Annotated in this window: 15 protein-coding genes; 7 read left to right on the forward strand and 8 right to left on the reverse strand. The window is 59.6% G+C overall.

The genetic code is table 11. The features are described from left to right. Window positions 1–103: 103 nt before the first annotated feature. A complete protein-coding gene (locus AAA069_RS05005) occupies window positions 104–1,123 on the reverse strand; it encodes a Gfo/Idh/MocA family oxidoreductase (RefSeq protein WP_349127724.1) in 1,020 nt (339 codons plus the stop codon). Window positions 1,124–1,214: 91 nt separating this feature from the next. Beyond that, window positions 1,215–2,405 (reverse strand): aldo/keto reductase, encoded by a 1,191-nt coding sequence (locus AAA069_RS05010; RefSeq protein WP_349127725.1) that lies wholly within the window; start codon window positions 2,403–2,405, stop codon window positions 1,215–1,217. A 480-nt stretch (window positions 2,406–2,885) separates the two neighbouring features. On the opposite strand from AAA069_RS05010, the gene AAA069_RS05015 reads away from it, so the two are divergent. Further along, window positions 2,886–3,800 (forward strand): 2-dehydropantoate 2-reductase, encoded by a 915-nt coding sequence (locus tag AAA069_RS05015; RefSeq protein WP_349127726.1) that lies wholly within the window; start codon window positions 2,886–2,888, stop codon window positions 3,798–3,800. A gap of 109 nt (window positions 3,801–3,909) precedes the next feature. Here the strand turns inward: AAA069_RS05015 and AAA069_RS05020 are convergent, their stop codons facing one another. The 3 genes from AAA069_RS05020 to AAA069_RS05030 all read right to left on the reverse strand — a co-directional run bounded on the left by AAA069_RS05020 (window position 3,910) and on the right by AAA069_RS05030 (window position 6,698). Next, a complete protein-coding gene (locus AAA069_RS05020) occupies window positions 3,910–4,116 on the reverse strand; it encodes a hypothetical protein (protein WP_346979403.1) in 207 nt (68 codons plus the stop codon). A 186-nt stretch (window positions 4,117–4,302) separates the two neighbouring features. After that, entirely contained in the window at window positions 4,303–5,076 is a 774-nt protein-coding gene (locus tag AAA069_RS05025) for a hypothetical protein (protein ID WP_349127727.1), read from the reverse strand. A 311-nt stretch (window positions 5,077–5,387) separates the two neighbouring features. Continuing rightward, on the reverse strand, window positions 5,388–6,698 hold the full coding sequence (locus AAA069_RS05030; RefSeq protein ID WP_349127728.1) for an O-acetylhomoserine aminocarboxypropyltransferase/cysteine synthase family protein: 1,311 nt from the start codon (window positions 6,696–6,698) through the stop codon (window positions 5,388–5,390). Window positions 6,699–6,971: 273 nt separating this feature from the next. Here AAA069_RS05030 and AAA069_RS05035 point away from each other — a divergent pair, with 273 nt between their 5' ends. The 5 genes from AAA069_RS05035 to AAA069_RS05055 all read left to right on the forward strand — a co-directional run bounded on the left by AAA069_RS05035 (window position 6,972) and on the right by AAA069_RS05055 (window position 10,494). After that, entirely contained in the window at window positions 6,972–7,874 is a 903-nt protein-coding gene (locus tag AAA069_RS05035) for a LysR family transcriptional regulator (RefSeq protein ID WP_117766079.1), read from the forward strand. 48 nt (window positions 7,875–7,922) lie between these two features. Beyond that, window positions 7,923–8,459, forward strand: coding sequence for a ribonuclease HI (gene rnhA, locus AAA069_RS05040; protein WP_117637459.1), 537 nt, complete (start codon window positions 7,923–7,925; stop codon window positions 8,457–8,459). A gap of 73 nt (window positions 8,460–8,532) precedes the next feature. Further along, a complete protein-coding gene (locus tag AAA069_RS05045) occupies window positions 8,533–9,639 on the forward strand; it encodes a Gfo/Idh/MocA family oxidoreductase (protein WP_349127729.1) in 1,107 nt (368 codons plus the stop codon). Window positions 9,640–9,641: 2 nt separating this feature from the next. Next, entirely contained in the window at window positions 9,642–10,052 is a 411-nt protein-coding gene (locus AAA069_RS05050; protein WP_117583885.1) for an acylphosphatase, read from the forward strand. A 61-nt stretch (window positions 10,053–10,113) separates the two neighbouring features. Beyond that, the gene (locus tag AAA069_RS05055) at window positions 10,114–10,494 is read left to right on the forward strand and encodes a transcriptional repressor (RefSeq protein WP_349127730.1); all 381 of its coding nucleotides are present in this window, start codon (window positions 10,114–10,116) and stop codon (window positions 10,492–10,494) included. A gap of 76 nt (window positions 10,495–10,570) precedes the next feature. On the opposite strand, the gene AAA069_RS05060 is transcribed toward AAA069_RS05055, so the two are convergent. The 3 genes from AAA069_RS05060 to AAA069_RS05070 form a co-directional block, all read right to left on the reverse strand. Next, complete coding sequence (locus tag AAA069_RS05060; protein ID WP_349127731.1) at window positions 10,571–11,368, reverse strand: HAD family hydrolase; 798 nt, start codon at window positions 11,366–11,368, stop codon at window positions 10,571–10,573. Window positions 11,369–11,451: 83 nt separating this feature from the next. Continuing rightward, entirely contained in the window at window positions 11,452–12,030 is a 579-nt protein-coding gene (locus AAA069_RS05065; RefSeq protein WP_349127732.1) for a hypothetical protein, read from the reverse strand. 3 nt (window positions 12,031–12,033) lie between these two features. Then, complete coding sequence (locus AAA069_RS05070; RefSeq protein WP_117640821.1) at window positions 12,034–12,462, reverse strand: peptidylprolyl isomerase; 429 nt, start codon at window positions 12,460–12,462, stop codon at window positions 12,034–12,036. Between the two features lie 120 nt (window positions 12,463–12,582). Here AAA069_RS05070 and AAA069_RS05075 point away from each other — a divergent pair, with 120 nt between their 5' ends. After that, complete coding sequence (locus AAA069_RS05075; RefSeq protein ID WP_349127733.1) at window positions 12,583–13,596, forward strand: membrane dipeptidase; 1,014 nt, start codon at window positions 12,583–12,585, stop codon at window positions 13,594–13,596. Window positions 13,597–13,623 lie beyond the last annotated feature (27 nt).

A 13,623-nucleotide genomic window follows, 5' to 3' on the forward strand; every position in this document is an offset into this window, starting at 1 on the left:
TGAAATACGGTCTATTGGTGCCTTATTTTGGCGCAAACAGACCGTATTCCACCGCAAGTTATAAAAGGGGCATCAGGGGCACGGTCCGCCGAGCCCCCACGCCCTAAAGTTCCAAGCGAATCGCATCGATGATGTGCGCACAGCGCTGTGTGGCGGCTAGGGACATGATGGGGCTTTCGAGTTTCCCCGCCTGAATGAGCCGCGCCGCATGCGACACCTCACCGTAAAAATCATCGACCTCAAATGGTGCATCGATTTCGAGTGCTCGACCGTCGGAGTACTTCACATGGGCGAGCTCGGGGCGATGAAGACGCTCGATTTCCAACGAGCCCCGCTCACAGGCAATCGTTAAGCGGCTTTCATATGCTGCTTTGCCGTCGCACACCATATGAATGGGTATACCGCCGACGCTCATATGGATCTCGTCGGCCCAATCGACACGGCCGCCTGATACGTCACGCCAGCGAACTTCACGGGACGAAACCTCGCACGCGCCCGCGAGCAAATCCTCAAACCAACCGACCGCATAACAGCCCATGTCATATAGACAGCCGCCCTGCAGCGGATCAAGCAGATAGCCCGAAGGAGACTCGCCGTAATCGAGCTTTTGCACGCTTTCAATCGAGACGATACGGCCAAGCTCACCCGACGCAAGCAAGTCTTTCACGCGAGTGCGCATCGGGCAAAACCGATTCTTCATCGCCTCCACAAACAGCACGCCGCGCTCGCGAGAGGTGGAGGCGATCGAGAGAGCCTCTTCCTCACTCAAAACGGCCGGCTTTTCGCACAGCACGGCCTTTCCGGCGCACAACGCGCGACAGGCCCAACGCGTATGCATGCCATGCGGAAGAGCCAAGTAGATTGCGTCGACATCGGGGTCGGCAATCAGCGCGTCATAAGCCGCATCGCCGCTATCGTCGGCCGAGGCATGGCCATGCGCAGCATCGATCGAAAACACTCGGCAAAATTCCTCGACATGTGCAGGAGTGCGACCGGCCGCAGCCACCAGCCGTGCCCCGTCGACCTTCTTGAGCGACGATGCAAATCGATGAGAAATGTGCCCAGCGCCCAAAATGCCCCAACGAACCCCACGCGAATCATTACATGAATCCCGATGGCCCACGACAGCCCCCCTTCAGTTGCGGTGGAATAGTCCCTGTTTAAGCCCTATTCTGCCGCAAACAGGAACTATTCCACCGCAAGTTATAAAAGGGTCACGAGGAGCGCGTTTTGCCGAAGGCCTTAAGCACTGCCGTCACGGGTCCAGGCTGGAAGCGCCGGCGCACGTCATCGAGACGCTCGGGGATATCGATATGCTGCGGGCAGTGGCGCGCGCATTTGCCGCACTTGACGCAATTGCTCGCCAGCTTGGCCTCGCTTGTGCGCACCGCACTCGCCGTAAAGTATTGCGACAGCCCCGTAAACCAGCTGTGCGCATAGCTCGCGTTGTAGGCGGCAAAGCAGCCGGGAATGTTGATACCCTTGGGACATGGCATGCAGTAGCCGCATCCCGTGCAGGGCACGCGATTCGATTTTTCAAACTCATCCAGCACGTGCGCGATCGTGTCGAGCTGGTTAGCAGTCATCGAATTCGGCAACGCGAGGTCTGCCAGTGACGAGTTCTCATCCACCTGCGCGGTATCGGTCATACCCGAAAGCAGCATCGTCACCTGAGGATGATTCCACACCCACGAGAGCCCCCAAGCGGCAGGCGTATGCAAATGCCGATCGCATGCACCATCGAGAACAGCGCGCGCCCGCGGAGGCAATTTGCCTGCCAAGCGTCCGCCCAAAAGCGGCTCCATCACAAACACCGCGAGACCTCGCTCGGCGGCGGCCATGAGCCCCGCCGTTCCCGCCTGATATCGCTCTCCAGCGTAGTTGTACTGGATCTGGCAAAAGTCCCACTCATACGCATCGAGCATCGTAAGGAAGTCCGCCGCGCTGCCGTGGTACGAAAAGCCTATCTGACGAATACGCCCTGCAGCCTTTTGCTGCGCGATCCAGTCCTCGATGCCCAGCGCCACCACGCGCTCCCACTGCGCAGGCGAGGTGATGTTGTGCATAAGGTAATAGTCGATATGGTCGGTCTGCAGGCGGCGCAGCTGCTCGTCGAAAAACCGATCGAAATCCTCCGCGCATTTGCACGAAGCATGCGGCAGCTTGGTTGCGAGCAAAACCTGGTCGCGCAAGCCCAGGCGTTCAAGCGAAGCGCCCACGCAAGCCTCGTTGCCGGGATAGAGATAGGCCGTGTCCAGATAATTAATCCCCTGCTCCACCGCACGGGAGATGATGGCATCGGCCGTCTTCGCATCGGGGTGTCCCGGCGCACCGGGAAACCTCATGCAGCCCAGACCCAGAGCGGATATTCGGTTACCACTTTTAGGGTCAACGCGGTATTGCACGGCCCCTCCCCTCCCATCGAAACCCTGACAAGGCGAAACAAACCCGTCACGTCATCGAAACACATCGGAATCGCAATTGAGAACGTATCGTAACGCAGCAGAAATCGAGCCGTCACGGCACCGCTTTAACATCAGCAAAAAGCCCGATGAAAGGAGCCGGGCATCACCACGTGCGAGGACGCCTACCCCTACCCCGGCGAGCAATACATCCTCTCGGTCGACCGCTATCAGATCGAAGTCATGGACCATCTGGACGAGCTCCCCGCCACGGGTGCCGTCATCTTCTGCACCTTCCCCAAGGTCCGCGATGGCGTCGGATACCCCGCCCGCGTCTTTGCGGTCTGCCCCGCGGCATAAGCGCACAGCGCAATAGTTTCTTTTTCATAACAGCCGCCCCGCGCACCCGCCAATCACCCCGGCAGCATACAATCCATCAGGCGCCCCTTACGCGGGCGCCTTTTATATGGGGAGATGATTCACATGCAGATCAACAAGGTCGCTTTTATCGGCAAGGGCGGCGTCGGCCTGCTCTACGGCAGCATGATTGCCAAGGCCCTCGGCAAGGGCGGCGTCGAATACGTCATGGACGACGCTCGCTTTGAGCGCCATGCGAACGACGCGCTCACCGTCAACGGCAAGCCCTGCGATCTCACGTCCGTCCGCGCCAGCGAGGCAGCGCCCGCCGATCTGGTCATCCTGACGGTCAAGACCACCGGTCTCGACCAAGCACTCAAGACTATGGAGCGCGTCGTGGGACCCAACACGCTCATCGCCTCGCTGTGCAACGGCATTACGAGCGAGCAAAAGATTGCCGAACGCTTTGGCTGGGAGCATACCGTTCTTGGTATCTGCCAGGGCATGGACGCCGTGTTCCTCAACGGCGCGCTCACCTTTACCAATGCGGGCGAGATCCGCTTTGGCGCGGCGGCCGGCACGGACCCCGCGACCGTCGCCGCGATCGACGGGCTCTACACGCGCTGCGGCATCGCCCATACCGTCGAGCGCGACATTGCGCACCGCATGTGGGCCAAACTCATGCTCAACGACGGCATCAACCAGACCTGCATGGCCTACGGCGGGACCTACGGAAGCGCCACGGAGCCGGGCTCCGAGCAGCGTCGCTGCTTTGTTTCCGCCATGCGCGAAACGCTTGCGGTCGCCAACGCCGAGGGCGTTGAGCTGACCGAGGCAGACCTGACGCAAATGGTGCACCTCATCGAGGGAATCGACCCCACCGGTATGCCCTCGATGGCGCAGGACCGCATCGCACAACGAAAAACCGAAGTCGAGGAGTTCGCGGGCACCATTTGCCGCCTGGCCGCCAAACACGATATCCAAGTGCCGCAAAACGATTGGCTCTACCAGAGGATTCGCGAAATAGAAAGCAGCTGGTAGTGCTCGGCATACTGCAGCCAACAGATCCAATGGCAAAGCCGCCGCAAGGGGCACTCCCCTCGCGGCGGCTTCCTTTTTCATCTTTGGCCAAAAATCAGCTTCACAACGGTTAGAGCTGCGACTCCGACGCCTGGCCCTCATCGTCGCGACAAAGGGCTACACCCGCACTTCCCAGCAGCGCGGCCGCGATCAACACGCCAACCACGATAGAGGCAGCCCCACAAGACCCCTGCATACCCGCGACGAGCGCGGCCGTAGGACCAAGGCAACCAAGCATCAACGCGACGGCGGCAACGGCAATATCTCGAGCATTCACAAGACCACTTCCTCCAAGAGAAAGACCTTATTTCTCAAGAACCAGTGTGCCCCGCATCCATACGCCCAGCGTACCGCCACGGTAAGGGCTCTGTTAACTCAAACGCATACATAGAACGGACGTCCTTACGTTGCCCTAAAGCTCGGTAAAGACGCCCGTCCGCCAAATATCCGTGATGCAGAAAAATTACCAACCGGTGTAGTAGTCGGTGGTTCCGGCAGCGCAGCCGGAGTCATAGACCTTGCAATCACCCTTGGAGCCCGTAAAGGTCGAGCCCTGGGCCATATCGCCCGCGGCAACAACGTAATAGCCGTCGGAATCGCGCCAGAAGCCCTCAGAATCCTGAGTCCATTCGCCCGTGCGATAGTGATAAAGCACATTGCTGCTGTAATAGGTCTCGCGGCGCCCGTTGTAGTTATTGACACCCGCAGAGCGCGTCAGGCCCGATCCGTTCGCGCAGGACGCGGCAGACGCGTAGGACGGAGTGTAACCGGCGTTGTAGTACGAAGCTTGGACGGCCTCGGCAGCCTCCGCCTCGGCGGCAGCCTCGAGCGCTTCGCGCTTGGCATCCTCAAGCGCAGTGCGCAGCTCATCGAGCTCGGTCGACTTGGCGTCGACCTCCCCCATCGTCAACAGGCTACCCGCGCCGTCGATGCAACCCTGCAGCACAGCGCGCTCGTCATCGGTGGCATAGTCACCGTACATGTTCATGATGATCTGAGCGCGCATCTCCAGGGAATCGCGCTTGGCCTCCATCGAGGCGTTCCACTCCTGCATGGAACCATAACCATCGCCGCGATAGTCAACGGGCTGTACCAGCGTCGTCTCGGACGGCGTAGATCCAACCGTATCGGACAGTGTTGCGGCGTGGGCATCAGTTGCACCGGCGCCCGCCAAAAGTGCCACGGTCAGAGCGGCGGAAAGGGCGGCGGCTTTCGGTTTTCGTGAATCGATCCTCATGTAGCTGGAAACCTCCGTAGTGCGTTTTTGCTGCGTTTGAGCTGCGTGTGATTCGATCGCGCTGCATAGTACCCCGAGCAAATCGCGACCTGCGGTTTTACTCAAAAGGCGCACGTCAATTGCGTAAAACTCACATCCTCTCAACAGGAGTTTTCCACAACTCGAATGCATAAAGCATGCCAAAAACCCTGTAATAGCGCCCTCTCTATGCAAAAAGGCGCCTGTGCAACCATTGTTCGCACAGGCGCCTTGAGCAGGCATTTTATGCAGTTATACCTATCGAGTCGCAAGGGGGCCTTGCACAAGACGCCTTACTCGTCCAGCGCGGCGAAGGCCTGCTTCAGATCCCAAATGATATCCTCGGCGTTCTCGGTACCGATGGAAAGACGGATCGTGGAGGGCGTGATGTTCTGCTCGGCGAGCTCCTCGGCAGAGAGCTGGGAGTGCGTGGTGGTAGCCGGGTGCACGACGAGCGACTTGACGTCGGCCACGTTGGCGAGCAGCGAGAACACCTGCAGATGATCGATGAACTTCCAAGCTGCCTCCTGGCCACCCTTAATCTCAAAGGTAAAGATCGAGGCACCGCCGTTGGGGAAGTACTTCTGATAGAGCTCGTGATCGGGGTGCTCAGGCAGGCTCGGGTGGTTCACCTTGGCGACGCGGCTGTCGCCAGCCAGGAACTCAACGACCTTCTTGGTGTTCTCGACATGACGGTCAACGCGCAGCGACAGGGTCTCGGTGCCCTGGAGCAGGACCCAGGCGTTGAACGGGCTGATGCAGGCGCCCTCGTCGCGCAGCAGGATAGCGCGGACATAGGTTGCGAAGGCGGCGGGACCGGCGGCCTCGGCAAACGAAACACCGTGGTAGGAGGGGTTGGGCTCAGCGATCTGGGCGTACTTGCCACTCGCCTTCCAATCGAAGTTACCGCCGTCGACGATCACACCGCCCAGCGAGGTGCCGTGGCCGCCGATGAACTTGGTTGCGGAGTGGACGACGATGTTGGCACCATGCTCCAGCGGACGGAACAGATACGGGGTGCCGAAGGTGTTGTCGACGACAACCGGCAGACCGTGCTTCTTGGCGATCTCGGAGATGGCGTCGATGTTGGGGATGTCGGAGTTGGGGTTGCCGAGCGTCTCGAGATAGACGACCGTGGTGTTGTCCTTGATGGCGCCCTCGACCTCGTCCAGGTTGTGGGCATCGACGAAGGTGGTCTCGACGCCAAACTGGGAGAGCGTATGCTCCAGCAGGTTGTAGGAGCCACCGTAGATGGTCTTCTGAGCCACCACGTGGTCACCGGCCTGGGCAAGAGCCTGCAGGGTATAGGTGATGGCAGCAGCACCGGAGGCGACGGCGAGACCTGCCACGCCATCCTCGAGTGCGGCGATACGGTCCTCGAAGACGCCCTGGGTGGAGTTGGTCAGACGGCCGTAGATGTTACCAGCATCGGCAAGACCAAAGCGGTCGGCAGCGTGCTGGGAGTTGCGGAACACATAGCTCGTGGTCTGGTAGATAGGCACGGCGCGGGAGTCGGATGCGGGATCGGCGCTCTCCTGGCCAACGTGAAGCTGCAGGGTATCGAAACCAAAGGTGTGCTCGGGGTTGTTGATGAACTGGCTCATGATGATCTCCTTGATCGAACAAAAGTAAATAAATTAGAGAGAAGTAAGTCGCTGTCTCCTGATCACGCCGACGGGCGCAAACAGGAGCCCGGCATTCGTCTTGGTAAGCAATTCATATGCGGGCCTCCTTTCGCATCCCGGTTCCGTGGTCGGTTTAATTACCTACCGCCTTTGTGTGTTTTGAATAGTACGAGCATTGTTTCGCTCGGTCAATCACTTAAAAGCGCTAACCTGTTATCGGTTTTATAGATAGCAATCGAAAGGATGGCGTCGATGACCCTTCAGCAGCTTCGTTTTCTGATTGCCGTGGCAGAGTCCGGCTCAATCAACGCCGCAGCTCAGCGCCTCTATACCGCTCAGTCCAACATCTCAAACGCCGTCAAAAGCCTGGAACAGGAGCTCCATCTGGAGATCTTTACGCGCTCCAGCCGCGGCGTCACGCTCACTAACGACGGCACCGAGCTTTTGGGCTATGCGCGCCAGGTCGTAGAGCAGGCCGACATGCTCGAGGCGCGCTACGAGGACGGCGGCACCCCGCAAGCCCGCCTCGCCATTTCCGCCCAGCACTACGCCTTTTCGGTCGAGGCCTTTGTCAACGTGGTCGAACGCTGCCGCGACAGCAAGTTCGAGTTCATCATGCGCGAGACCACCACATCGCAGATCATCGATGACGTCCGCGCGTTTCGCAGCGACATCGGCATCCTCTATCTGGACGACTTTAACGCCCGCGTTCTGCAGAAGGCTTTTGCCGATGCGCGCGCGAGCTTCCATCCCCTATTCGACGCGACGGTCCACGTCTTCGTTAGCGAGCGCCACCCGCTTGCCCGCCGCCCGCAGCTGTCCCTTGCCGACCTCACACCCTATACGCGTTATAGCTTTGAGCAGGGAACCTCAAACTCCTTCTATTACGCCGAGGAACCATTTAGCTATATCCCTTGCGACCGCAACATACGAATCTCGGACCGCGGAACACTTACTAACTTACTTATCACGTCGAACGGCTACACCCTGTCGACCGGTGTCCTCTCCAATGAAATGCAATGGGGTATGGCATCGATCCCGTTAGCAGACGCCCCAACGATGCACGTAGGCTATATCATGCACGACGAGCGCAAGCCCTCTCCCCTCTTGCAGCAATACCTCGACGAGCTCAACCGCATCATCCATGCCAACTAACTGTCGGAAGACGGGGTAGAAATCGTAGAATGCTAGCCCCCGGCGGGCATGGCGCTACAATGGTCACTCACACGAAACGTACCCAACGAAAGGAAGCCCGTGAAGGTCATCATCTATACCGACGGCTCGGCCCGATCAAATCCGGGACGCGGCGGCTACGGCGCCGTGCTCAAATACACCAACCCCGCCGGCAAGACCTTCACCTCCGAGCTTTCGCGCGGCTACGCCAAGACCACCAACAACCGCATGGAGCTCATGGCGGTCATCGTGGCGCTCGAGGCACTTAACCGCCCCTGCGAGGTCGAGGTCCATTCCGATTCGCAGTACGTCGTCAACGCTTTTAACAAGCACTGGATCGACGGCTGGAAAAAGCGCGGATGGAAAACCGCCAACAAGCAGCCCGTCAAGAACCGCGACCTGTGGGAACGCCTACTCACCGCTAAAAGCAAGCACAAGGTTGAGTTCATCTGGGTTAAGGGCCACGCCGGTCACGAGCTCAACGAGCGCTGCGATGAGCTCGCCACCACGGCGGCCGACGGCAGTAACCTCGATATCGACACCGGCTTTAACGAGAGCGACCTGTAATAGCGTTTTCGCGCAGCTTTATATCCCCACGCGCTACACTCATCCTGTAGACCAAACAACGCAAGGGGGACGTATGCTGCGCATCGCGACCATCGGCACATCCATGATCACCGACGACTTTATCCAAGTCGTCAACGCCAACGACCAAGCCGCGTTTGTGGGCACGCTTTCACGCGACGCCAATCGCGGTACCGCCTTTACCGTCGAGCACGGTGGCGAGCGAAACTTTACGTCACTCGATGAGCTTGCGGCAGCCGCCGACGTCGACGCCGTCTATATCGGCAGTCCTAACGCACTTCACTACGAGCAGGCCCTTGCCTGCATCGCCGGTGGCAAGCACGTCATCGTCGAGAAGCCCTTCTGCGCCACCGAAGCGCAGGCGCTGGAAGTCTTCCGCGCTGCCGAGGCAGCAGGTGTCGTGGCCCTCGAGGCCATGCGTCCCCTCCACGATCCCGCCTTCCACGCCATTGAGGACGCTCTGGGCGAAATTGCGCCCATCCGCCGCGCCTCATTGCGCTTTGGCAAATATTCCTCGCGCTACAACGAGATTCTCGCGGGACGCGCCACCAATATCTTCGACTGCAATATGGCATCGGGTTCCCTCATGGACATTGGTGTCTACACCGTCGAGCCCATGGTCGAGATTTTCGGCATGCCCTCCGGTCTCACCAGCATGACCACGCTGCTCGACCCCTCAACGCAAGAGCTCACCCATGGCCCCATCGACGGCTGCGGCTCCATTCTCGCCAGTTATGGCGGAGGCCGCATCTCCGTCGAGCTTGCGCACTCCAAAATTACGGATGACCTGCTGCCCTCGCAGATCGAAGGCGAGCGTGGCACTATCCAGATCGACCATCTGTCCACGCCCCGCAACGTCCGCATCGACTATCGCGGCGACGTCGTACGCGGCTCGGCGACCGAGGCACCGCGCGAACAGGGAGACAACGGCCGCGTGCTCGACCTGCCCAAATCGAGCAACACTATGGAATACGAACTCACAGACTTTATCACCGCCATCGGCGGCATCGATAACGTTAAGGAAGAGATTTGGGAGACCCCGGCGGGACGCCACGAGCTTGGCCACTACCGCGATGTCACACTCGTCTCACTGCGCATCATGGATGCCGTGCGCCAGCAGGCCGGCATAACCTTCCCGGCCGACGCAGGCAAGCAGGTATAGCGATGGGCCTCTTCGATACGTTCTTCTCCAGCGTCACCGGCGGCAGTCGAGAGCCTCAAAAACCATCAAACGTCGAGCTCGAGCTGCGCCGCAGGCTTACTGTGCTCGCAAGCGACGAGGCCACTCAAGACACTCCCCTGCGCTATTTCCTGCGCTGGGCGGGGCAAGTCCAGGGCGTTGGCTTTCGCTTTACCAACACCAACCTCGCGCAGGCACGCGCGCTCACCGGCTGGGTGCGTAACATGGAAGACGGCTCAGTCGAGATGGAGATACAGGGGGCTCCGGCAAATATCCTATCTCATCTCGAGGCGCTTCATGCCTCCTACGAGCGTATGGGAACGCGTTTTCGCCTCGTAGACGCCCAGGCCCGAGCCCCACTTGCCAATGAAGACGGTTTCACGCCTCGTTATTAGTATTGTGTGCTAAATACGGTATCATTTACCTACGACCGTTGATAGAAAAGAGGCGAGGCGCATGGCGGTGCAAAGAAGGAATACCAGGCAGCGAAAGCTGGTTCTTGACGCCGTGCGCCAAAGCTATAACCATCCCACCGCCGACGAAATCTACAACGTCGTGCGCGCGCAGGATGACAAAATCAGCCGCGGCACGGTCTACCGCAACCTCAATCTCTTGGCCGACGCCGGCGAGATTCTCTCCATCAAGACGCCGGGCGGCAGCCGCTTCGATCGCACGATCGAGCCGCATGCGCATATCATCTGCACCTCGTGCAGCTGCGTCATCGACGTACCGCTCCCCTTCGATGCCCAGCTCGACGCCAAGGCATCCGAGCAAATCGGCTGGCACGTCACGTCGCACTACACCATCTTCGAGGGTCTCTGCCCCGACTGTCGGTAGATGTTCGGGACATGCCTTAAAATCCACCTTTCTGCACTCTGTAGCAAAAAGAGATTCCTAGGCATGCCACATATATCTACTCGGCGAGCAGGCAGCGCAGTTCTTCTTCGACCGTGCGCACGTAGCGGACGCGGTCGTTGATGCCACACATAGAGGGATTGCAGCTCTCCATTAGATAAGGATGGCCCACTACGTTGAGCATGTCGCGGTCGTTTTCGTTATCGCCAAACGCCATCATCTCGTCGGGCGAAATTCCCAGGGCACGACCGTAATCGGCAAGCGCGGAACCCTTGCCCGAACCAAAGCCGATAAAGTCCGTCCACTCGGTTCCCGACGTCATCACGTCGACACGGTCGCTAAAGAGGCACTCAAAATACTCCAGGGCCGCCGGCTGATCCACCTCGGGCGTCTGGAAGGCAATCTTAATGACGTCCTCGTCGATGTCCTCGGGACGGTCGACCACCGCCACATCGCAGTAGACCTCATAGCGCAAATGGTCGACGAACGCATCGTTGCCGCTCATGGTGTAGAGGTGTCCCTCACACGAAAGGGTCACGTCGGCATGGGGATACGCAACCACGGCATTCGCGATATCCATAGCAAGGCTACGCTCCATGGAACGCTTGACAACGGCACGCCCCTCGCTCATCACTAGGGCTCCGTTTTCGCATACATAGGCGAGCTCATCGGCCACCGGGGCAAACAGGTAGCGCAAGCTCGCATATTGACGACCGCTCGCCGGCATAAACACGATGCCGCGACGATGCAGTTCATCGATGAGCTCAAAGGCCTCGGAACGCGGCTCGTGCTCCCCCGGATGCAGCAACGTGCCGTCCAAATCGCATGCAATCAGCTTGATTCCCTCAAGACCCATATGCTTTCCCCCAAAGCACCTCATCAACAGTAAGACGGACTTTGAATAGCTGCCTCTCAAAGTCCGTCTTACTCATACGCACGTTAACCGCGCGCCTTTTTTACGATCGCAAAGTCTGGAGCCATACTCACAACGGCATCCGCCGCGCTCGATGCAAAGCGTCGGTCCGCATCGAGTTCACGGGTAACCACCGAGAGCCGAACACCCTCGACACCCCGGAGCATGCGGCCCAAAACAGGCTGCACCGGCGTATACATGCGCACGGTATGCTCGTCCGAGTCGCCCCGGAAGAGCGGCGCATGCATGTTGCCGATCTCCCAGCACGCATGCGCGAGCGCAATCGGGTCCATGCGGTCAACTTCGACCAAATAAACCTCGGCGCTGCGCAGGCGCACGACAACCGCCATGGGCACTATGCCCGAACGGTCGATGACAAGCACATCGCCATCGGCAAGGCGATCGCCATCGGCAGCGCCCAGCCGAATATCGACCGTACGCCCCAGCTCCGTCACGCCCACAAATGTGCGGGCATCGGCCTGGTCCCAATCGAGTAGTAGCTCATCGACCCCAAAGACACCGCCCAGCTCCCGGCGAAGCAAAAGCTCATAGGACGGGTCGTTGAGATTTCCGAGACACGCTGTCGAAACCAGATTCACAGGCATAGCCTAGTCCTCGACCTCAACGAGCTCGATATCAAAGTTGAGGTCCTTGCCGGCCAGCTCGTGGTTGGCGTCGAGCGTCACGGCCTCAGGCGTTACGTCGATGACCACGGCGGGGACGGGCATGCCGCTCGGCGTGGACAGGAAAAGCTTCATGCCCTTCTCGATCTGCTCGATGTTGGGAACCTGTTCGGCCGGGAAGGTAATAACCATCTCGGGGTTGTGCTCGCCGTAGGCATCGGCAGCAGGAATGTGCACGGTCTTCTTCTCGCCCACCTGCATGTCGACAACAGCGGCGTCGAAGCCCTTGATCATCTGACCGGCGCCGCAGGTGAACTCCAGCGGCTCGCCGCGATCGTAGGAGCTATCGAACTGCGTGCCGTCGTCGAGCGTGCCGCGATAATGAGTCTTGACCTTCTTGCCCTGGTTGGACATGGAAACCTCCGTGATAAGGGCGGCGCACAACGTGGGCCGCCATGAACATATGGCGCTAACTATACCCTAGTCATACAATTCAAAGACAGTTTGCAAAGAAACGCTGCAACCGGAGGAACCATGGCATATCCCGTATTTGACCTACACTGCGACACCGCCGACCGCATCGGCTGGGCCACGCTCGATCTCGACCTGCGCTTTACCGCCGGCACCGACGGCTATTTCCCCGGCGACGAGACGCATCCGCAAGATTTCGACCTCATCGAGGGTAACGCCTGCGCCATCTCGCTCGCAAAGATCGGCAACACGCCGTGGGCACAGTGCTTCGCCACGTTTGTCCCCGACGAGATTCCCACCGCCCACGCCGCGCGCTTCCAGGCGCAAATCATGGCGCATATGAGCGGCCAGGCAATGCTCAACCACGACCGCATGGTCAACGTACGCAGCGCCGCAGACATTCGCCCCGCGCTCAAGGACGGCAAGGTCGCTTGCATCCACACCATCGAAAACGCCACGTTCTTTGCCGAGGACCCCGCGCTGATCGAGGTACTCAAGAGCCTGGGCGTACTCATGTCATCACTCAGCTGGAACGCGCAGGGACCGCTCGCGAGCGGGCACGATACCCACGCCGGCCTCACCGCCGCCGGCATCGAGGCACTTACGCAGATGGAGCACGCCGGCATGGTACTCGACGTCTCCCACCTCAACGATGAGTGCTTTGACGAGGTTGTCGCCCACGCCACGCGCCCCTTCGTCGCCAGCCACTCCAACTCCCGTGCGGTTTGCGGCGTCAAACGCAACCTTACCGACGACCAGTTCCGCACCATTCGCGACATGGGTGGCATCGTCGGCCTCAACTACTGCAGCGAGTTCCTATCCAACGACGTAACCGACAAGACCGCCGCAGACGTCACCTTCGACCAGCTGGCGGCACATATCGAGCACTGGCTCGACCTGGGCGGCGAGGACGTCATCGCGCTCGGCGGCGACTGGGACGGCGCCACGGTGCCTGCTTTCCTCTCCGATGCCAGCAAGATGCCCGAGTTCCAGAACATGCTTTCCAAGCATTTTGGCAAGACCGTGATGCAGAAGCTCTGCAGCGACAACGCGCTTGCCTTCTTTGAGCGTTATTAATTTCACATCCCTTGAGCGGGCCAGCAT

The sequence above is a fragment of the Collinsella sp. CLA-SR-H006 genome (assembly GCF_040097075.1).
In the GTDB taxonomy this organism is placed as follows: Bacteria; Actinomycetota; Coriobacteriia; order Coriobacteriales; family Coriobacteriaceae; genus Collinsella.